This is a genomic window from Roseibium sp., from assembly GCF_039982295.1.
GTDB lineage: Bacteria > Pseudomonadota > Alphaproteobacteria > Rhizobiales > Stappiaceae > Roseibium.
Genome location: NZ_JBDWYP010000049.1, coordinates 121,062 through 141,807 on the forward strand (window position 1 = coordinate 121,062; position 20,746 = coordinate 141,807).

At 57.5% G+C, this 20,746-nt stretch carries 20 protein-coding genes; 9 read left to right on the forward strand and 11 right to left on the reverse strand.

Features of this window, described 5'->3' with window-relative positions; genetic code table 11:
• Window positions 1–19: 19 nt before the first annotated feature.
• The 4 genes from cls to sseA all read left to right on the forward strand — a co-directional run bounded on the left by cls (window position 20) and on the right by sseA (window position 3,967).
• Window positions 20–1,519 (forward strand): cardiolipin synthase, encoded by a 1,500-nt coding sequence (cls, locus tag ABJZ52_RS10115; protein WP_348191050.1) that lies wholly within the window; start codon window positions 20–22, stop codon window positions 1,517–1,519.
• An 88-nt stretch (window positions 1,520–1,607) separates the two neighbouring features.
• Entirely contained in the window at window positions 1,608–2,255 is a 648-nt protein-coding gene (locus ABJZ52_RS10120) for a LysE family translocator (RefSeq protein ID WP_348191047.1), read from the forward strand.
• A 112-nt stretch (window positions 2,256–2,367) separates the two neighbouring features.
• Window positions 2,368–3,084, forward strand: a complete 717-nt coding sequence (locus tag ABJZ52_RS10125) for an alanyl-tRNA editing protein (RefSeq protein ID WP_348191044.1) — start codon at window positions 2,368–2,370, stop codon at window positions 3,082–3,084.
• Window positions 3,085–3,121: 37 nt separating this feature from the next.
• The gene (gene sseA, locus ABJZ52_RS10130) at window positions 3,122–3,967 is read left to right on the forward strand and encodes a 3-mercaptopyruvate sulfurtransferase (protein WP_348191041.1); all 846 of its coding nucleotides are present in this window, start codon (window positions 3,122–3,124) and stop codon (window positions 3,965–3,967) included.
• A 3-nt stretch (window positions 3,968–3,970) separates the two neighbouring features.
• Here sseA and ABJZ52_RS10135 read toward each other — a convergent pair whose 3' ends face one another.
• The 5 genes from ABJZ52_RS10135 to ABJZ52_RS10155 form a co-directional block, all read right to left on the reverse strand.
• A complete protein-coding gene (locus tag ABJZ52_RS10135) occupies window positions 3,971–4,414 on the reverse strand; it encodes an META domain-containing protein (RefSeq protein WP_348191038.1) in 444 nt (147 codons plus the stop codon).
• 118 nt (window positions 4,415–4,532) lie between these two features.
• On the reverse strand, window positions 4,533–5,336 hold the full coding sequence (locus ABJZ52_RS10140; RefSeq protein ID WP_153768840.1) for an amino acid ABC transporter ATP-binding protein: 804 nt from the start codon (window positions 5,334–5,336) through the stop codon (window positions 4,533–4,535).
• Between the two features lie 66 nt (window positions 5,337–5,402).
• Window positions 5,403–6,557, reverse strand: a complete 1,155-nt coding sequence (locus ABJZ52_RS10145) for an amino acid ABC transporter permease (RefSeq protein ID WP_348191035.1) — start codon at window positions 6,555–6,557, stop codon at window positions 5,403–5,405.
• Between the two features lie 9 nt (window positions 6,558–6,566).
• Window positions 6,567–7,784, reverse strand: coding sequence for an amino acid ABC transporter permease (locus ABJZ52_RS10150; RefSeq protein ID WP_348191032.1), 1,218 nt, complete (start codon window positions 7,782–7,784; stop codon window positions 6,567–6,569).
• A 213-nt stretch (window positions 7,785–7,997) separates the two neighbouring features.
• Window positions 7,998–9,014, reverse strand: a complete 1,017-nt coding sequence (locus ABJZ52_RS10155) for an amino acid ABC transporter substrate-binding protein (protein ID WP_348191030.1) — start codon at window positions 9,012–9,014, stop codon at window positions 7,998–8,000.
• Window positions 9,015–9,272: 258 nt separating this feature from the next.
• On the opposite strand from ABJZ52_RS10155, the gene metC reads away from it, so the two are divergent.
• Window positions 9,273–10,454, forward strand: a complete 1,182-nt coding sequence (gene metC / locus ABJZ52_RS10160; protein WP_348191027.1) for a cystathionine beta-lyase — start codon at window positions 9,273–9,275, stop codon at window positions 10,452–10,454.
• Window positions 10,455–10,520: 66 nt separating this feature from the next.
• Here the strand turns inward: metC and ABJZ52_RS10165 are convergent, their stop codons facing one another.
• From ABJZ52_RS10165 to ABJZ52_RS10180, 4 genes are read right to left on the reverse strand one after another with little or no spacing between them, the layout of a single operon-like run.
• Entirely contained in the window at window positions 10,521–10,835 is a 315-nt protein-coding gene (locus ABJZ52_RS10165; RefSeq protein ID WP_348191025.1) for a lipid-A-disaccharide synthase N-terminal domain-containing protein, read from the reverse strand.
• A gap of 34 nt (window positions 10,836–10,869) precedes the next feature.
• Window positions 10,870–11,634: a glycosyltransferase family 2 protein gene (locus tag ABJZ52_RS10170; RefSeq protein WP_348191023.1), complete on the reverse strand. Its 765-nt coding sequence runs from the start codon at window positions 11,632–11,634 to the stop codon at window positions 10,870–10,872.
• Window positions 11,627–12,553: a phosphatase PAP2 family protein gene (locus ABJZ52_RS10175; protein ID WP_348191020.1), complete on the reverse strand. Its 927-nt coding sequence runs from the start codon at window positions 12,551–12,553 to the stop codon at window positions 11,627–11,629. Before ABJZ52_RS10175 ends, ABJZ52_RS10170 begins: the two co-directional genes overlap by 8 nt.
• 20 nt (window positions 12,554–12,573) lie before the next feature.
• A complete protein-coding gene (locus tag ABJZ52_RS10180; protein WP_348191017.1) occupies window positions 12,574–14,379 on the reverse strand; it encodes a glycosyltransferase family 39 protein in 1,806 nt (601 codons plus the stop codon).
• Window positions 14,380–14,556: 177 nt separating this feature from the next.
• Here ABJZ52_RS10180 and ABJZ52_RS10185 point away from each other — a divergent pair, with 177 nt between their 5' ends.
• On the forward strand, window positions 14,557–15,396 hold the full coding sequence (locus ABJZ52_RS10185; RefSeq protein ID WP_348191014.1) for a phosphodiesterase: 840 nt from the start codon (window positions 14,557–14,559) through the stop codon (window positions 15,394–15,396).
• Window positions 15,393–15,956, forward strand: coding sequence for a CAP domain-containing protein (locus ABJZ52_RS10190; RefSeq protein WP_348191011.1), 564 nt, complete (start codon window positions 15,393–15,395; stop codon window positions 15,954–15,956). Before ABJZ52_RS10185 ends, ABJZ52_RS10190 begins: the two co-directional genes overlap by 4 nt.
• Before the next feature lie 199 nt (window positions 15,957–16,155).
• On the opposite strand, the gene ABJZ52_RS10195 is transcribed toward ABJZ52_RS10190, so the two are convergent.
• On the reverse strand, window positions 16,156–17,622 hold the full coding sequence (locus tag ABJZ52_RS10195; RefSeq protein ID WP_348191008.1) for a YcaO-like family protein: 1,467 nt from the start codon (window positions 17,620–17,622) through the stop codon (window positions 16,156–16,158).
• A gap of 227 nt (window positions 17,623–17,849) precedes the next feature.
• Between ABJZ52_RS10195 and ABJZ52_RS10200 the strand changes: the two genes are divergently transcribed.
• Entirely contained in the window at window positions 17,850–18,113 is a 264-nt protein-coding gene (locus tag ABJZ52_RS10200) for a hypothetical protein (RefSeq protein WP_348191005.1), read from the forward strand.
• Between the two features lie 96 nt (window positions 18,114–18,209).
• Window positions 18,210–18,509 (forward strand): hypothetical protein, encoded by a 300-nt coding sequence (locus ABJZ52_RS10205; RefSeq protein WP_348199922.1) that lies wholly within the window; start codon window positions 18,210–18,212, stop codon window positions 18,507–18,509.
• A 20-nt stretch (window positions 18,510–18,529) separates the two neighbouring features.
• Here the strand turns inward: ABJZ52_RS10205 and ABJZ52_RS10210 are convergent, their stop codons facing one another.
• On the reverse strand, window positions 18,530–20,539 hold the full coding sequence (locus tag ABJZ52_RS10210) for a BTAD domain-containing putative transcriptional regulator (RefSeq protein WP_348185201.1): 2,010 nt from the start codon (window positions 20,537–20,539) through the stop codon (window positions 18,530–18,532).
• Window positions 20,540–20,746: the final 207 nt, after the last annotated feature.

A 20,746-nucleotide genomic window follows, 5' to 3' on the forward strand; every position in this document is an offset into this window, starting at 1 on the left:
CAGGTAGCAAGGAGACAGAATGAACCCGACGGCGGACGGGAACACCGTTGAGGCGGTTGCCAAGGATGTGGCAACCGACGCTCTGGTTCTGGACACATTGGCCAACAACCTCGGCATCGTCGCATTCATAGCGCTCGCCTTCTACATCGCGGCGGCCGTCTGCGCCGTGCGTGAGATCATGAACAGCCGGACTGCCCAGGGGTCGATTGCCTGGCTTCTGTCCATGTTCTTTCTGCCTTTTGTCACCGTCCCGCTTTATCTGGTGTTCGGCTGGCGCTCCTTCGCCGACTACGCCAAGGTGCAGGAACTGCTTGGGAGAACGGCCCGCACCCAAACTGCAGCAACGCTGAAACTGAGTGATCAGGAAGGGACACGGCACTGGCCCGTACTGTCCAAGGTCGCTGGCGTTCCCTTCCTTGCCGGCAACACGGTCGACCTCCTGATCGACGGCGATGCGACCTTTTCCTCGATCCTGGACGGCATCCGGAACGCAAAGCATACGATCCTGGTCCAGTTTTTCATCATCAAGGACGACAGGATCGGCAACGATTTCGCCGATGCGCTGATTGAACGGGCGCAAGCAGGCCTGACGATCTTCGTTCTCTATGACGAGATTGGCAGCAACGCGCTGCCGAACAGCTACCTCAACCGGCTGCGGGAGGCTGGGATCAAGGTCAGCGGCTTCAACGAGAGCCACAAGTTCCTGCGCTTCCTTGGTCCGATGCGGCTTAATTACCGCAACCACAGAAAGGTCGTCGTCACCGACTTCGAACATGCCTGGGTTGGCGGATTGAACGTGGGCGACGAGTATCTCGGCAGGTCAAAGACCTTCGGTCACTGGCGCGATACCCATGTGAAAGTGTCCGGTCCAGCGGCGGTTGCCTGCGCCATGTCCGTCACCGAGGACTGGCAGTGGGCCAACAACACCAAGATTTCTCTCGACCGCATCAGAGGCTTCGACAAGCCAGGCGACGAATCCGTTCTGGTCATGCCGACCGGCCCCGCCGATGATCTGGAAGAGTGCGCCATCGCCTTTGCCGAGGCCGCGGCCCGCGCCCGAAAGCGCCTCTGGATAACCTCTCCCTACTTCGTGCCGTCCATTGATGTGGTCACCTCACTCTATGCAGCCTCCATGCGCGGCGTGGATGTGAGGATACTCCTGCCGGAAAAGGCGGATCACACCACGGTCTGGCTCGCCAGCCATTCCCATGCGGACGAGATGGTGGCAAGAGGCGTGAAGATCTTCCGATACACCGAAGGCTTCCTGCACCAGAAAGTGAGCCTCGTGGACGACGATCTTGCTTCGGTCGGGACAGTCAATTTCGACAACCGGTCCTTCCGGATCAACTTCGAAATCACGCTCTGGTTCACCCATCAAAGAACAATCGAAAAAATCGCGGCGATGCTCGAGAAGGACTTTGCAGGCGCGCGCCAGACCGGTCCTGACGACCTGGCGAACAGGAGTTATGCGTTCAGGGTGCTGGCGCAGGGGGCAAGACTGCTCTCGCCGATCCTCTAGCGGGCTTTGACTATAGCTTTCTGCTTGGCATAGCCTCGCGGCAGGCGTAACAAACAAAGGTCTTTCACGTGTTCGAATGGGCCCGACAATGTCATTCCTTCCCGACCTGACCATCCTCATCGCCTTCACTGCGGCAGCCTTCGTGCTGATCATCACACCGGGGCCGGACATGACCTTGTTCATGGGCAAGACGCTGGCACAGGGCCGAAAGGCCGGCGTTGCAGCTGTCCTCGGGGCAACAACGGGCATCATCATTCACTCTGTTCTGGCAGCTCTGGGCGTTTCTGCCCTGCTTGCCGCATCAGAAACGGCGTTTTCCATACTCAAGGTCGTCGGCGCGGCCTATCTGATCTGGCTCGCCTATCAGGCGATCCGAAACGGATCCTCGCTGACCATAGAACAAACAACGGTGAAGGCGCAGCCATTGGCGCGTGTCTGGCTGCAGGGTCTGGGAATCAATCTTCTGAATCCCAAGATCGCAATCTTTTTCATTACGTTCCTGCCCCAGTTTGTCAGCCCGACGGATCCCGGGGCGACCGGCAAGCTTCTGTTTCTCGGCTTCTATTTCGTCGCTCTGGGCTTTCCGGCCTGCCTTGCCATGGTCTTTGGAGCCAGTGCATTTTCCGGTTTCCTGAAAGCGTCTCCCAAGGCCATGCGCGCCTTTGATTGGGCTTTCGCAGGAATCATGGGCACATTTGCGCTGAAGCTTCTGGCTGCAAAAGCAGCGTCCAACTGAGACTCTCGGCAAGTTACTTCAGGTGGACTGAGACAGGCCGAAACAGCCTTGCAACGGTCCGCGATCATTGCTCAACTCCCGCAACCGCTTCATATCGCTTTGGGAGAGACCAATGACCACAACCCTGTTTCGCGACGATGCCTATCTGAAAACCTGCGAAGCAAACGTTGTTGAGGTCAATGACCGAGGCGGCATCGTTCTGGACCAGACAATTTTCTATGCCGCTGGCGGCGGACAGCCCGGCGACACGGGAACGTTGCGCCTCGCGGATGGAAGCGAGATTCAGATTGCCACCACAGTCTATGGCGACGACAAGACAACAATTGTCCATGTCCCTGCGGAAGGCCAAAACCTTCCAGAGGTCCATGCCGCCGTTGCCATGGAGCTTGATTGGGCACGCCGTTACCGCCTGATGCGGATACACACGGCCCTTCACCTGCTTTCGGTGGCCCTTCCCTATCCTGTGACCGGTGGCCAGATCGGCGACGGTGAAGGCCGTCTGGATTTCGATATGGGCGATGCCGTTCTTGACAAGGAGGCTGGCGCCACCGCCATCAATGAGCTGGCCTCGGGCAACCACGCCATCACATCGGAGTGGATCACCGATGAGGAACTTGACGCCAACCCTGGTCTGGTCAAGACCATGAGCGTGAAGCCTCCACGCGGATCAGGTAAGGTTCGACTCGTCCGCATTGGCGGTGACGTTGATCTCCAGCCGTGCGGCGGCACCCATGTGGCAAATACATCCGAAATCGGTCAGCTCGAGCTCGGGAAGTCGGAAAAGAAGGGCAAGCAGAATCGCAGGGTTCGCATTCGCCTGACAGACTGATCGCCCATTCAACTTAAGCTTCTTGAGGAATCTATTGATGCCCAGCACTCCCCTCGTTTCGACTGACTGGCTCGCCGACCATCTGACGTCTCCCGACCTCGTTGTGGTTGACGGCTCCTGGTATCTGCCGCAGATGGGGCGTGATGCTGAGGAGGAGTATCAGCAGGGACACATTCCCGGCGCTGTTCGCCTTAACATAGACGCCATCAGCGATCCAACCTCCGGCCTGCCCCACACCCTGCCCCAGCCGCACGTGTTCGCCTCCAAGGTCCGCAAACTCGGCATAGGAGATGGGCAGACAATCGTCGTCTATGACGGCATCGGTTTCTTTTCGGCGCCGCGTGTCTGGTGGATGTTCAAGATCATGGGCGTCAAGGAGGTTTATGTTCTCGATGGCGGCATGAAAAAATGGCGTGCAGAGGACAGAGCGCTGGAAGAAGGTGAAGTGTACCGCCCGGAGCGGCATTTCACCGCGCGCATGGACAACGCTCTTTTGGCCGACATCGACGATGTACGCCGTATTTCAGAAGACGGCTCCTCACAGATACTCGATGCACGCCCCGCAGACAGGTTTACCGGAGAAGCTGCAGAACCACGCGTAGGAATGCGCTCGGGCCATATGCCAGGCGCTTGCAATTGTCCCTTCATGACCCTCATGAATGAGGATGGCACCCTGAAGTCGAAAAGCGAGCTGAAAGAGCTTTTCAAAGCGTCAGGCCTCGACCTGTCACGGCCCGTGACGACCACGTGCGGCTCCGGCGTCACCGCTGCAGTGCTCACACTCGGGTTGGAGATCGCCGGAGCGAGAGATTTAAAGCTCTATGACGGATCGTGGAGCGAATGGGGCGGCCGGGACGACACGAAAGTCGTCACCGGCAGCTAGATCTCAGTCGGCAGAAACGAAGCGGCCGACTTCCGTGCCCTGGCCATCTAGCAGGAGCAGAGCGCCTTCCGCAGGCAGCTTCTTGAAGTCACGCGTCGCATTGAGCGCTTTCAGGAAAGCTTTTTCCTGGTTCAGAACCTCTGGCGGACAAGCCTTCCGCGTGACGGACAGCGGACCGATCCGGATATTCCGTCCTTCGGTGCGCAATGGTCCGAAGATCTTGTTGCAGCCACCGTTGCCGTCAACAGTGCCCGCTTCCTCGAACTCAAGCAGGGACACGACACCGGCCGCAACCGGGGTGCCATCAATGATCTCTGCTTTCCAGTTGCCAAGAAGATCCAGCGGAACTTCAGCATCCTGTGCATGGGCAGGAGCACTGGAAAAAGCCCCAACTGCAGAAACAAGACAGGCGGACATCAACCACCGCAAGCGAACGTATTTCCTCATGAACGGGCCCTCTTTGACCGTTGCCGTTGCGGCGACAGTGCATCAAGGCAAATAACGTTAGGTAAACAAAAGGGCCGACGTTTCCGCCGGCCCTCCAATCTTTCAGCAAGATCTGCGGTCAGTGATGCAGGATCTGGCTCAGGAACAGCTTCGTCCGCTCGTGCTGCGGGTTGGTGAAGAAGGCTTCCGGCTCGTTCTGCTCAACGATCTGACCGGCATCCATGAAGATGACCCGGTTCGCCACCTTGCGGGCAAAGCCCATCTCGTGTGTGACGCAGACCATGGTCATGCCTTCTTCTGCAAGACCAACCATCACGTCGAGCACTTCCTTGATCATCTCAGGGTCGAGTGCCGAGGTCGGCTCATCGAACAACATGATCTTCGGGCTCATGCAGAGCGAACGAGCGATCGCCACACGTTGCTGCTGACCACCGGAAAGCTGACCGGGATATTTGCCTGCCTGCTCGGGGATCTTCACCCGCTCCAGGTAGTGCATCGCGATCTCTTCAGCTTCCTTCTTCGGCATCTTGCGAACCCAGATCGGCGCGAGCGTGCAGTTTTCCAGGATGGTCAGATGCGGGAAGAGGTTGAAGTGCTGGAAGCACATTCCGACTTCTCGGCGGATCTCATCGATCTTTTTCAGGTCATTGGTCAGCTCATTGCCATCTACAATGATCTGTCCGTCCTGATGTTCCTCGAGACGGTTGATGCAGCGGATCATAGTGGACTTGCCGGACCCGGATGGGCCACAGACGACGATGCGCTCGCCCTTCATCACCTTGAGGTTGATGTCGCGAAGAACATGGAAATCACCGTACCACTTGTTCATGCTCTTGATCTCCACGGCAACTTCCGTATCCGAGATCTGCATGCGCGATCGGTCTGCTGCGAGTTCTTCAGCGTTTACAGCGTTTTCTGACATTAGTTGTCTCCAAATATGACGTCTGCCGAGGCGGCTGTGCGCTCGCCCCGGGGTGCCGAAGAACGGCTAGCGTTTATGACCGGTGTGCAGCTTGTTCTCCATGAAGATGGAGTACCGCGACATGCCGAAGCAGAAGATGAAGAACACGATGGCGGCGAAGAGATAGCCCGTGTGTCCCTGTGTGGGTGTCGACCAGTTCGGATCGGAGAAGGACGACTGGATTTGGCCTAGAAGGTCGAACATGCCGACAATCAGAACCAGAGTCGTGTCCTTGAACAGACCGATGAACGTATTGACGATGCCCGGGATGACCAGCTTGAGCGCCTGGGGCAGAATGATGAGCCCCATCATTTGCCAGAAGCGCAAGCCAAGAGCCATCGCGCCTTCATATTGCCCCTTCGGGATGGCCTGGAGGCCGCCACGCACGACTTCCGCCATATAGGCCGCGGAAAACAGCGTCACGCCAATCAGGACCCGAAGCAGCTTGTCGAAGGTCACGCCCTCCGGCAGGAACAGCGGCAACATCACCGAAGACATGAACAGCACGGTGATCAAGGGCACGCCGCGCCAGAACTCGATGAAGATCACCGATACCATCTTGATGATTGGCATGTTTGAACGGCGACCCAAAGCCAGCGCGATGCCGAGCGGAAGGGACGCAACGATCCCGGTGACCGCAATCACGAGCGTGACCAGCAGGCCACCCCAACGGGCCGTCTCCACGATCGGCAGCACAACTGTGTCACCAAACTCCAGCCCTGTGAGCAGGAAGTAGGAGATGAACGGGAAAACAACCAGGAACAACAGCGCGTTGATCCCCTTGTATGGCGCGCTCGGCATCAGCAATGGCACGAGCAAAAGCACGAACAATGCATAGACGATGTTGACCCGGTAGATCTCCTCGGTCGGATACCGGCCGTAGATAAACTGCGGCAGGTAATCGATCACATAGGCCCAGCAGGCGCCTGCATGTCCCGCCCCTTCAACGGCAAGACATGCTGTCCGGTCATTACCGGTCCAGACCGCATCGATGATGGCGAACTGAACAAAAGGCATGATCAAGGAATAGGCGATCAGGAGCCCGATGACGGTCAGGACCGTGTTGCCGATGGAAGAGAACAGGTTCTGCCTCATCCAGCCGACAACACCTGAGGTGGAAATTGGCGCCGCCAGTGTCGGCGCTTCTTCCGTTCTGATCTGGAAAATATCTGTGTTTGCCATGGTACTGCCCTACCGTTCCACGAGCGCCATGCGCTGGTTGTACCAATTCATGAAGGCGGAGGTCAGCAGGCTGAGTGTCAGATAGACAAACATCCAAATGCCAATGATCTCGATCGCCTGACCGGTCTGGTTGAGCACCGTTCCACCCACGGACACGAGGTCCGGGAAAGCAATGGCGACCGCAAGAGACGAGTTCTTGGTCAGATTGAGATACTGACTTGTCAGCGGCGGAATGATCACGCGCATCGCCTGTGGGATAATCACAAGGCGCAGTGTCGGACCATTGCGAAGCCCCAACGCGTGTGCCGCCTCGCTCTGACCATGACTGACGGCCTGAATGCCCGCACGAACGATCTCGGCAATAAAGGCAGCCGTGTAGATCGACAGTGCCAGTGTCAGCGCCAGGAATTCAGGGATCAGGTTGAAGCCCGAGCCGAGCGTAAAGCCGCGGCGAAGCATTGGTCCTGTTTCGACGAACTCCGGATAGTTGAAGTGCATCGGCATTCCGGCAAAGACATAGGCGATCAGCGGCAGGCCGATGATCATGCCGAGGCCCGTCAGGAAGACCGGGAACTGCTGGCCTGTCGTCTCCTGGCGCTTGCGTGACCAGCGCGCCACGGCAAAGGCAAGGACAATCGCCACAACAAGGGCCCATCCGATAATGCCGGAACCTTCTTCAAAGACCGGTTGCGGGCCACGGAGGCCGGCGATGTTCAGATGGAATGTATCAAACAGGAATGACCATTTGTCCCGTTTGCCCGGGACCGCGCGCAGAACCGCGAAATACCAGAAGAAGATCTGGAGCAGCAGCGGCACGTTTCGGATAAGCTCCACGTAGCAATATGCCAGACGTGAGATCACCCAGTTGTTCGAAAGTCGCGCGATACCGACCACAAAGCCGATGATTGTCGCGAGAAAAATACCGATGACGGCGACAAGAAGCGTGTTGACAAAGCCGACGAGAATCGCCTGCCCGTAGCTCGACGTCTCCGTGTAATCGACCAGCGCCTGAATGATCCCGAAGCCAGCCGTGTTTTGGAGAAATCCAAAACCGGAAGCAATGTTCTGGCGCTCAAGGTTTTCCACCGTGTTGCTTACGATGAACCAACCGAACACCACCAGCGCAATAATAAGGGTGGCTTGATAGAAAAGCCCCCGCGCTTTCGGATCATTCAACAGCGAAGCACGCGCCGGCGCCCCCGCCGAGTCCTGCTCCTGAATTGACATATAACCTCGCCCGAGTTTGTGCCGCAGCATCATGGAAGCTTGTTGAAGAGCACAATAGCTGCGGACAGAAGGCCACTCTCCTCTCAAATCCCCTGTCGACAGGAGCGGCCAAATCTCTGAAAGACCTTGCAGCTTTGTTGCTGCTTTTCGGTCATTTTGGATCTGGTTCCCGGCAGCAGGCTGCCGGGAACCGATACACTAGCTCAGGAGGTCTTAGCGGACCGGCGGAGCGTAGAGGAAGCCGCCGTTGGACCACAGGGCGTTAACGCCACGTGCGATGCCAAGCGGGGTATCCGGACCAACGTTTGCATCGAAGGATTCGCCGTAGTTACCGACGCCCTTGATCACGTTGTAAGCCCAGTCGTTGCCGAGGCCGATAGCTTCGCCATACGCACCTTCAACACCGAGAAGACGCTTGACGGACGGGTTGTCGGAACCCTTCATGTCGTCAACGTTTGCAGAGGTCACGCCCATTTCTTCGGCGTTGATCATTGCATTGAGGGTCCACTTGGCAATGTTGAACCACTCATCGTCGCCCTGACGGACAACCGGGCCGAGAGGCTCTTTGGAAATGATTTCCGGCAGAACCATGTGATCGGCAGGGTTGGTCAGCTTCAAGCGCTGTGCATACAGACCGGAAGCGTCCGTGGTGTAGACGTCGCAGCGGCCGGCGTCGTATGCAGCAACAACTTCATCAGCCTTTTCGAAGGCGACGATTTCGTACGGCATGTTGTTCGCACGGAAGTAGTCGGCAACGTTCAGCTCGGTGGTGGTACCGGTGTTCGTGCAGACGGATGCGCCGGACAGTTCCAGAGCGGACGTGACACCCAGGTCCTTGCGAACCATGAAGCCCTGACCGTCGTAGTAGTTCACGCCGGCAAAGTTCAGGCCGAGCTGCGTGTCACGGGACATGGTCCAGGTGGTGTTGCGCGACAGGATGTCGATCTCACCGGACTGCAGAGCGGTGAAACGCTCTTTAGCGGACAGCGGAGTGAACTTGACAGCAGACGCATCACCGAAAACGGCAGCAGCAACGCCGCGGCAAAGGTCAACGTCTAGACCAGTCCAGTTGCCCTGGGCATCCGGGTTGGAGAAACCAGGAAGACCCTGGCTCACGCCACACTGAACGAAGCCCTTGGCTTTTACGTCTTCAAGTGTGGTTGCATTTGCAGCCGACGCAGCAACGCCCATTGCAGCGCCGAGTACAATCGGAAGGATTTTGTTAGACATGGATATGCAGCCTTTTGTTACCCATACTTTTTATACTTTCATTGAAAAGGCGTAATGCTGCCCTGAACTCGCCACTGAACCGATTGACTGTTGCAACCGTTCAAGCAACTCATCTCCTCCGGGCAAGCGCCCACCTTCCCAATACCAGTATACGATGGCATTTGACGCAGCTGGTCAAGGGGTTGCAGATAACGTTCTAAGAGATTTCGGCGGCTGATTCATGAAATTGGTTACCGGCAAAATGCACAGAAGGTGAACATGACTAAGAAATCGACGCCTGCTGCCTTTAAAGCAGACACAGTCCTGACACACACCGGCCGCAAGCCGAGAGAGTTCCACGGTTTTGTGAACCCGCCCGTGGTTCATGCGTCAACGATCCTGTTCCCTGATACCGCAACCATGGAAACGGGCGGACAACCCTACGTCTATGGCCGCCGGGGCACGCCGACAACTGAGGCACTCGAAAATGCCCTCACCGAGATTGAAGGGGCAGCTGGCACCAAGCTCGCCAACTCGGGCCTCAACGCAATCGCTCTTGCCTGCCTGTCATGTCTGAAATCAGGTGATCACGTATTAATCGCTGACACCTCATACGGTCCTACCCGGCATTTTGCCGACACTGTCCTGCCGAAATACAATATTGCCGTGGAATATTACGATCCGGCACTGGCTGGCGACGTCAAAACGCTCTTCAAGACCAATACGGCAGCTGTCTTTACAGAGGCACCTGGCTCCCTCACCTTCGAGATGCAGGACATACCAGCGATCGCGGCGGCGGCAAGATCGATCGGAGCAACGGTTCTGATGGACAACACATGGGCCAGTCCGCGCTACTGCAAGCCATTGGAACTCGGTGTTGATCTCTCGATTCAGGCCGGAACCAAATACGTCGTCGGTCACTCCGATGTGATGCTTGGGGCGATCAGCGCGAGCGAGAAGGCATGGCCGGCACTTGATGCTCTTCACGGTGCCATGGGCGTCCATGTTGCCCCGGACGATGTCTACCTTGCCCTGCGCGGACTTCGAACCCTGTCCGTACGGCTCGAACGGCATATGAAAAATACACTGGCGGTCATCGACTGGCTGAAAACCCGGGAGGAGGTCGCAGCAATTCGCTACCCTGCGCTCGAAACCGATCCTGGTCACGCCCTATGGAAACGCGACTTTTCCGGCGCAAGCGGTCTTTTCGCATTCGATTTCAAGGCCGGAACCAGCACCACCCAGTCCAACGCCTTTTTCGACAATCTGGCGCTCTTTGGCCTAGGCTATTCCTGGGGCGGATTTGAGAGCCTTGCGATCCCGGTCAAGCTGAAAGGCAACCGGAGCGCAACAACCTATGACGCGAATTTGAAATCCGCACGGCTGCATATCGGCCTGGAGGATCCACAAGACATCATCCAGGATCTGGCTCAGGCCCTCGACAGGGCGTTTTCGGGCTGAACCAAGATTTTCAAAAAAGATTGCGATGCGAAAGATGATCTGAGCGCGGCGTTCGCGAACCTGCCCTCAGATCGTTGGATCGCGTCGCTTTTCCTTGAAGATCAGCCAAAGATTGCGGAAATAGATCACAAGACCAAGACCCTGCCCCAGGATGATGATCGGTTCTTTCTTGATGACGCCATAGACGAACAGCATCACGCCGCCGGCAATCGAAAAGAACCAGAAGGCAATGGGCACGATCGAACGCCCGACTCGCTCCGACGCCATCCATTGCACCACAAAGCGCATCATGAACATTGCCTGTGCGGCCAGGCCGAAGAGCATCCAGAAGTCAAAATTCTCGATGAAGACCGTATAGAACCAATTAACCAGCTGATCCATCAGGTGTCCGTCCGTCTGTTACGATGTGTTGGATTTATTCGGTCAATGCGCTGACGGTCGGGATTTTCTTGCGACGTCGGCGAAGCCACCAGACACCAACAAGATCAAGAATGCCGATCAACGCCCGATCAAAGATCCCGTATTTGGAAGTGCCGTGACGGCGCTGACGGTCGAGAACATCCACGTGCACGACGCCAAAACCTTCGCGGATCACAAGCGCAGGCAGAAAACGGTGCCAGCTGTCGAAGTAAGGCAGTTGCAGAAAGACCTCGCGGCGCAGGGCCTTCAGTCCGCAGCCACTGTCGCGGGTGTTGTCTTTCAAGATCGACCCACGCACCTTGTTGGCAAACTTCGAAGCATACCGCTTGGCCAGGCTCGCCTTGCGGCCAAGACGTTGACCGGCGGCAAGAGCAACGGACGGGCCACCAGCAGAAAGCGCGTCCAGAAGCTGTGGAATATAGGCCGGGTTGTTTTCGCCGTCGCCATCAATCGTCGCAACCACATCGCCGCGAGCGTTCTGAACACCCGTGCGCACGGCACAGCTCTGTCCGCAAGCTGTCCGATGACGGAACGGGCGCAACCAGGGATTCTCAGCGGCATAAGCCTTCAGCACGCCATCAGTGCCATCTGAAGATCCGTCATCAATAACCAGAACCTCGAAGGTTCGGCCTTCGAGCGCGTCACGAATTTCGTCCAGCAGGATTGGCAGGTTTTCTGCCTCATCCTTTGCCGGGACCACCACGCTGACCGCCAAATGGCCGGAGGACGCCGCAAGCGCCTCGCTGTAGCTGCTACTCATCAGTGTCTCGTTTCATGTCAGATGCGCCCATGCCGTCGAATTCGGTCGCATCGCGATAGGCACGACGGCGTCCAGTCACGGCGTACCAGACGGCACGCGCGCAAACCCGGGCGGAACGTCGGCAGATGATCGGCTCGATCCGGCCGCTCTCGCTCAAGCAGAAACCAAGTCTGCGCCTGGCCAGCGCCCGCGCTGTGAAAAAGGTGAAGGTCATGCCGAGCAACGTGCCGGCAATGACATCGGAAGGATAATGCGCGCCAACCATGATGCGGCTGAACGCAACCCAGAAAGCGCTGACGATGATCAGCCAGCGCCATGTGGGGAAAATCAGAGCCAGAGCTGTTGCAAGCGCACCGACTGTCGTCGAATGGCCGGACGGAAAACTTGTGTAGGATCCATGAAGAGCCAGGAAATCGAACTCAACCGGCCCGACCTGCTCGTAGAGCTTCGGGCGGGCGCGTCCAAGTGTCCACTTGAAGATGATGGCGAGGATTCCAGTCGCAGCAACCGTGTAGAATACGAAGCCGGCATAGGTGAAGGCCGCACCGACGGTCATGCGCAGCCGGATCGTCAGTTTCGATGCATCCAGCGCCAGCAGATAAAGGCAAAGAAGACCGCTTGACCACAGGATCCAGTGCGCCTTGCCGACATCAGTAAAGGCGTTGAATGTCGACCAATATTCGCCAGGCAGTGAACGCAGCCACGGATAGGTCGGAATATCGAGTGCCACGACCGCGACACCGACGGTCAGCAACAAGATCGCAAGAATGTCCTGCGGTCTTTGACCAGGCCGCAGTGGATCTTGAAAGCGCTGAGCCCGCCCCCGCCGATCAGCGATGGTCAAGCGAACAGCGCGGAAATTCCGCAGCATGCGCGATCCGGTTTTCTTAAGCCTTTCGGCAAGGTTCTCTGTCGTCATCCGGCCCGTCGCCTGGCTGATCATTCAGCCTGTTCAGCCAGTGCACCAGCTCTATAGAGACCGATGTCCAACTGTTTGCCACCATTGATATTCAAGCCCTCTAGCCTGCTTACCAACTTTGGCACAAGTCCAATAGCCTTGGCAGCCCCAAGAAAGGCGTCCTCCTGACGGCTTTCTATGACAGCAATACGGCAACCGGCATAATTGGCGCTGCTTTCGTTCAGAAACTCCGCAGCCTGCGGCGCCGGCACGATCCTGGTGTCTGTACCCTGCAGGAAAATGAAGCTTGGCTCGTGGAACCCGGTCGTGACCACCATCGGGTCATGACATGCCGGAATAGCTTCGATGGCTTCAACCAGTCGTGGGCTCACCCAGATGGTTGTCAGCGCTGGGCCAACGAAGCCCCAAAACCCGACCGCAATGGCAAGGCTTGCCGCGATAGCAGTCGGCACGCCGTGGAGCGCCGCTCCCGCTAGAACACGTGAGGCCGAGAACAGCACAAGCACCGCACCGATCGCGCACAAGACAACGCCAGGTGGCGACGGCCAATCGCCCAGATACAGCGGACCGGCAAATGAAGCGACTGCAAGCCCGACAGGCGGCAAGGCAACCAGGATTGCAGCAAGCCAGCGCAAAGATTTCCGCGCGTTTTCTCCCGCGCCATCGACAAGCGCAGCAGCCACTGGCAAGGCAAGCGCCGGCAACAGCGGCATTGTATAGTGGGGAAGCTTCGTCGCAACCAGTTCGAACACGACCCAGGACGGAAGGAACCAGGCAGCCGAAAAAACGACCAGCCGACTTGCGCGTTCCCGCCAGATTGTCGCGATTGAAAGAATTAAGAAGGCTGGAAGTGGCCAGAAAACACCGAACATCGCACCGAGGTGTGTCAGAGGCGGCGCCCCATGGCCCTCCTGCCCCTGCCCGACCTTGCCGAGCAGATCCTTGCCGATCGCTTCTTCAAAGAATGTGCCGTCGGTCGCAATCCAGATTGCCACGAACCAAGGCACGACCAGCAGCACAAACCAGATAGCGCCAAGGAGCGGAACCGCGGACTTGAACCAGCGAAACCTTCTGGTCAGCGCAAAAAGAGCAATTACCGTCAATCCGACGACCATGGGAGCGACTGGGCCCTTGATCAGAACGCCTGCAGCCAGCGCCGTCCAGAACACGAAGGCAAGGCCCCACTGCCGCTGTTCGCTATCTCTCATCCAAAGCCGGGCCAGCGCACCCTGCGCCAGCAAAATTGCTGCGAAGAGAACCGCGTCCGTCTTTGCCAGACGAGCTTCAACCCCAACGATGATCGCAGCGGCCATGAAGAGGCCAACAAGAAGAGACGCCGGTGGTCCTGTGAAAGCACGGGCCATCCAGTAGGCAAGCAGAACGGCCAGCACGCTGCCAATGAGAGAAGGCAGCCTGTAGGCCCAAAGCGGCGCGCTTGCGTCGTGGCCGGTCACTTTGACGGCGGCAGCCTGGAGCCAATAGATGCCGACGGGCTTTTTGTGCCGTGCCTCATCCTGAAAACGAATGTCGACATAGTCACCTGTTTCCAGCATCTGCTTCGTGGCTTGTGTAAACCGAGGTTCGTCACGATCAAGCGGCGGAACAGTCCATTGACCCGGCGCAAACAAAGCAATCGACAGGACCAGCAGAAGGAGCGGTGCTGACAGATCATGTCCGAAAAGGCGCATCCAGATAGGTCGTGGCCTGTCCTGGGGGGCGTCAGGGGCGCTACCAACGCGGTCATCGGTTGCGCCTGTGTTCTCACCCGCACCAGAACCTGGCGTTGTTTCAGGATCGCGCTGCGCACCCTGCGTTGTTTCGGTCATTTCGCTCGACCCGTCCACTCATACATTTGGTGACAAAACTGTCATACGGGATGCGTAAAGCTCCACGCTGCTTCCTCCTACATGAGCCAGAGGAAAAGGGAAACAGGCGCTTGCCACCGCCATAGGCATCGTTATCGTCAATCCCGGCTCAAGGCTCGCCACCCATCAGGACCAGACATGACACTCATTGCCCAGATCACCGATCTCCACCTTCGCCCCAGCGGCCTGACATGCTACCGCGTGAGCGACACCAATATGCTCGCAGAGCGCGCCATCCGGGCAATCCTGGCTCTGGAGCATCGCCCCGACGCCGTCGTCATCACCGGCGACCTGACAGACCGCGACGATCCGCGCGAGTATGCCCTTGCCCGGCATATTCTCTCAAGATTGCCCATGCCGGTCTATATGATCCCCGGGAATCACGACACGTCCGAGGGCATGCGCACGGCCTTTTCCGACTATCCCGGAATTTCAGATTCTTCCGGCGAAAAGCTTTATTACACGGCTGACATCGGCTCGTTGCGTCTGATCGCACTTGATTCAAATGTACCTGGAAAACCCCATGGCCTTTTGGGCAAGGCGCAACTCGACTGGCTCGGAGAAACGCTCGCGGCCGATGATCGACCGGCAATGCTGGCAATCCACCACCCGCCGGCAAACACCGGCATCCCGCATATGGACAACATCGGCCTGATGGACTCGGACGCGCTTGCCGAAGTGATTACGCCTCATGCTCATGTCGAACGCATAGTATGCGGCCATGTGCACCGACCGATCGTTGCCGCGTTCGCCGGCAAGATCATGACGCTCGCACCAAGCGTTGCTCATCAGCTGATGCTCGACTTCAAGGAAAATTCGCCCTCCATGTTTTCCTTCGAGCCTGCAGCCTATTTCCTGCACCAACACACGCCCAAGTCGGGAACAGTGACACACACGGCCTATGTCGAGAATTATCCCGGACCCTTTCCATTCTGGTCTGACGAGGGAGTGACATGGCCTGGAGACAAGCCCGAATGACGGCATTGCAAACCTGTCTGGGGGCTCGTCCGCGAGCCCTCATTCTGATCCCCCTGCTCTTGCTCGCCGGTCTCCAACTGGCCGGTTGCGGTGGACTGCAAAGCGGCAAGGAGCTCGAAGACGCACCGGTCATCAGCAATGTGCCGGTCGATGGCAGCGACATGCTGGCGAAGTTGAACAGCTACCGCGCGGCAAACGGACTCTATCCGCTGACCCTCGATGAAACCCTGAACCAAGTCTCCATCGAGATGGCGCGTCATATCGCTGAACGCGACAGCATGGACACCTGGGCCCACAGCGATTTTGGTCTCTCGCAGAGGCTGGAAAAGGCCGGTTATCGCAACTATGCGGGCGCTGAAAACCTCGGCGCAGGTTATGTCTCTCTGGATGCTGCTATGGATGGATGGAAGGGCTCTAGCGGTCACAACAAGAACCTGCTCAATCCCTATGTCACCCGCGTCGGCATAGGCCGCATGGTCCGATCAAATGGCAAGTGGCGAAATTTCTGGGCGATGACCCTCTCCCGCCCCGTGGCAGATGGTCGTCCGTCTCTGCGCTAAAACGGCTTAGAACAAAAAAAGGCGAGTCCAAAGACCCGCCTGAAGTCGGTTTCCAGAGACCGACCGAAGTTCACGAATGAACCTCGGTGACAGCCATCGAGAGGGCGACTCAAAACATGATTTTTATTCTCATGTTTTTTGATATCGCAGCACCACGGCTCTGTCAACCAGAACGAACCACGTTCAAAAAGCGATTGCCCTAAAAGGGAAATGGCCTGTTTTCAAAGACTTGCTCGGCCGCGCGGGACTTGGCCCAGCCCCGGTCGACAACCCCATCGAACAGTCGCGGCTTTCCAAATCTTGGCTGCCATGAGCAAAGATGAGGCGACATGATCTTGATGCAGGGGATGGCAAGATCAGAACGCGTTGCGTCGAAAGCAAAGAGCGTCACGGACTTCGCCAGGCAGCTTTCAAGCAGAGCGTCACGCTCATAGACGATACTCAGTGATGCGATGTCTGCAGGTTTTGCTTCCGCAATTCCCAGGTCCTGTGCGATCCGTGTGCCGCTCGCATATCGAAGCGCCGATGGCGGCTGTGCGCCTGGCGGAGCATCCTTGTGCGCACGCGCCATCAACCCAAGCGACTGCTCGGCCTGGAGCATCTCCCCAAGAGCGGACATGGTAGCGCCTTCTGCCGTTGGCGCCGCAGATGCTCCCAGACAGGCCCCAAGACCGTCGCGTTCAAATGAAACAGCAAGAATGACGTGAGCGCTCAAATCTGTGTCGACACGCAAAAAAATGGTCTTCCTTTGCCGCTCTGCCAGATACGCCCCGCAATTTCGGTGGATAAACTCTCTCCACACCCCGCTCTCAAGACGGGTTATCCCCAGGCGGTTGTACCAGAACTGGCCGACAGCATCTCTTTCGACCAACTCGTGCAGCGCCCAGCGGTGAGCCTCCTCCGGCTCGGACCAGACTGCAGCACCAGCTGTTGAGGTCAGGCTCAGTCCGGAGAGACCAAGCCCACGTCCCTCCCCCATGAGAACGCCAAAAGCTGGCACCTGAACCTCTCGCCCCGTTGCAAGATCGCGCATACAAACTCGGCGGCGGTCAAAAGCATTCCAGTCAATCTGATCTCCTGAAAAATGGGCTGCAGCTCCTGCCAACGCGCGCGCCAGCTCCCTCTCTTGCCGCTGACTGAAGCCAAGTAGCCCGCCAAGGGCAAGCTCTTCGCCACCATCGCCGCGGTCGAAAACACGGCCATCATCCGTACCTTGGCTGAAAAGACTGAGGCGTTCCGCCATCTCGCCCAGACAGGAAATGAGAGCCTGTGCCCCCAAGACCCCTTGGCCACCAGCGACCAGTTTCAGGATGTCCGGTTCACAGGCACCCCAGGATGGACCCAAGACATCAGCAAGACCCGCCTTGAGTTGAAGCGGACAGCCAGGCAGCGGCGTATCGAAAATTCCAGGTCGGCACAGGTCAAGCAGCGGTGCAAAGAGTGTCAGCAGGCCGAACGTCATCGGAGCCACGAGCTGCAAACTGCCCCGAACAATGCGAGCCGCGCCCCAGTTACACAGCAACCGCGCGGCGTCGCCGGGCGACTTTTCCAGCCCTTCAAGCGGTAGCACACCGCCTGCTTCAGACAGCTTGCAAGCAAGATGTTTGAAGCCTCGGCCCGGGCCATTGGGTGAATGCTCCACACCACCGATGTCAGATGTCCACACCCTACAACTACCCTGAATTGCAACGCCAAGCGATACCGCTTGTGATTATTGCCATTGCGCGTGTCTTGCCAAAGCATCGAAATGCGCTTTCGACTGAGCGAGCGGTGTGACCGGACATGGGCCGGTTCTCACACGCAACCAGAGTCGAGAAGAGCTTCCGACGCTCCGCCTTCACGCGGTGATTTCGGGATGGAGATCCACAACCGGTACTCTTTGAAAGGCTTGTCATGACCCAGCTTAACACCCGCGAAGACATTCTGACACACGGCGCAAAGGTCGGTGCAATGATCCAGGATGGCGAAAAGCGCACTGAACTCGCAGAGACGATTGCCGCCAAGGGCGATGTCAAAGTCTATGCCGATACGGCTGACACGGTGCACCTGGTCGTGCCTTCAAGCGTTGACGCTGCCAAGATTGGCGACGAAGCCTATCTGGAAGAGCTTGGACGCCGCGCGCTCGGCTCCTGCGTGTACCACATTCAGCCTGACTGATTTGAGCAGTCCTGCCGCCATGGTCTTGGCGGCGGGACAATTTCAAGCTTTAGGTTCTGTCAACTAGCTGCCTAGTCGCGTCAAAAGGATAAAGACATGCCCCGTTTTCCTGCCTATGAAAAAAACATCGTGGCGCTTGGAAAGCTGCTGGCAGAGGCGTCCGTGAACCCGGAACTGAAACAAAGGCTAATTGACGATCCTGCTGCAGAACTGCGACGCATCGGCCTTCCGGAAAAGACAGCTGCATTGTTCAATTTCAAGGTCGTTCAGGAAGACGATCACGAAAAACCTCCGGTGGTTCTTCCCTACCGCTTGAATGAAGAACGTCTTGCATCCGGCGAAGAACAATATCTGTCGCAACTGGCAGACCTGATTCCACCCAGCACCCTCAACTGAATTCTAAAGCCGCATTTCCTTTAGCTTGCCAGAAGGTAGCTCCGCACCATATCTGCGCCGCGCTTGTAGTGCATGCGAGTTTGCGGGTCCTGGTAGAGGTTGATGCGATTGAGCCAACCGAGAATCTCTTCCGGACGATCGCGGGTAACATCGGCGAAACGTCCCGCATGGCGCCGCGCCAACAAATCCAGTGTATCACGCGCCTCGCCGTCCCGGCCCGAACACAGGAAGGCCGCGATACGGGTTGTGATCGACAAGATGCCATCAGTTGGCGCCCGATCGAGAAGTTCGAGCGCAGACGTGTAATCGCCAGCAGAAAATTTGATATTGGCCAGATACTCATAGAAGAAACGCGGGATCACCGGAAACAGCGAAAACGCCCTTTCCGCGTTGCGCCTCGCCTCATCCACATCGCCAATATAGGCCATTCCCTCAGCGATCGACATGAGATTGGTCGGATCAAACGGGTTCAGGCGGGCAGCTTCGGTAAAAGCACGGCGCGCTTCGTCATAGTATCCTGACTGCAGCAGCGACCAACCGTGCATGCGCCGGTTGAAAACATGCCAGGGATCAAGCAGCACGCCCTGCTCCGCCAGATCGAGAACATCCCGGGATCCGGTCTGCGTTGCTCGAAAATCGGGATAATGCAGCAGTTGCTTCAGGCCGACCGAAGCCTTGCCTGAATAGACAACTGAGTAGTTTGGAGATGCGGCCTGAAGCTCATCAAGGATCGCAACAGCTTTTCGATCGGCGGACGGGCTGAACTCGCACAGCAGCGCTTCCGCCTGACACCACCGGGAGAACGGCTGCTTTCCGACCCGCGCGCGGAGCCGACCGATCACATGGGACTGAATACGATTGACCGTCTGCGACGTCGCTTCCCGGAGTCGATTGAAGTCGGCAACCTGCTCGGTCTCGATCACCTCGTTGAAAAGAACCTGTCCCGACACACGGTTTTCAAGCTGAAGATAGATCAGCCCCATGTGTGCGTCGTGGCGGAAACGCAGTAGATAGCTGCCCAGCTCCCCGGCATCGAGATAAGTGACCTTTTGCGGGGTACCCTGTGTCTCGTTGTCGTTTTCATAAATCTGAACATTGCGATAGGCGCCGAGACAACTGCGAATGTCATCCAGGATCGTGTAAACACGCGAGTCGAGCCGGTCAGCGTCGACAAAAGAAGCAATCGTCAGCTGCGGCAGCTGGATGAGGTCCGGCCCATCAGAATGACAAAGGGTTGCATTTGCCATGGCCGAAACCGGCTCGACGGCAAAGCGGGCCTTTGCGGAGGGACGCTGGACATAGGCATCCATATGGGTGTGGAAAAGCCTCAGCGTTTCGTCATCAGGGTCCGCATCAAGATGCACCTTGAGTTCCGCCTCGCACTGTTTGAGCTGCGCACGCGCCTCGGCTTTTCGGCCAGACACCAGGTACAGTTTGATCAAAATCTGATGTGCATGCTCCAGCGCACTGTCGACCCCCAGGAGGAAGCGGCAACCAGCCTCGACCCGGTCCGCCTCATCAAGAAGCGACAGCTTGTCGATCACCTTGAGCGCAGACGCGGTATAATCAGACGTCAAACGCTGCCGCTCGATGGTCAACCAGTCCTGAAAAACCGGATCCAGCGTCTCGTAGCCGTTCAACAACGGGCCGCGAATGCGCGTGAGCGCAGCTTCGAAGTCTGCAACACCGCCGCTTTCCAGAAATTCCGAGACCTCATCAAAATCAGAAACCAGCACGCTGCCAGTTAGCCCGACATGCCCCTTGTCCGCCTCAAGAAAGCGGATCCCGCTCGCCTCTTCGATTCGCCTCACTTGCCTCAAGGCCTGGCGCAACGATTGTATCGCCTTGTCCCGCGGCGCCTTGCTCCACAAAATGTCTGCCACCTGCTCACGGGGAACGAGACGGCCCGGTGTCCGAAGCAGATAAACCAGGATCGCAAGCGCTTTGCGGGTCGGCACAGCGACCGCGGCCCCTGCGTCGTCCAGCACTTCGGGCGTCCCCAGACAATTGATGTACAATCTAGCGGGCATGCCATAATCCAGACAGCTTGAGCGTGTAGGTAACCATAAAACAGGTTCTCGTGAATCTAGACTAATCCGCGAATTCCAAATCCTGTATAGTTTTATCACGGTAATTTCACGCCTCAACCAGATCCTTGTCGACAAAGAAACAGGTTGAAGTCAGGTTGCATTGCCTGATCAAAACCGATCGACATCGCGAGGCACGCCCTTTCTGCG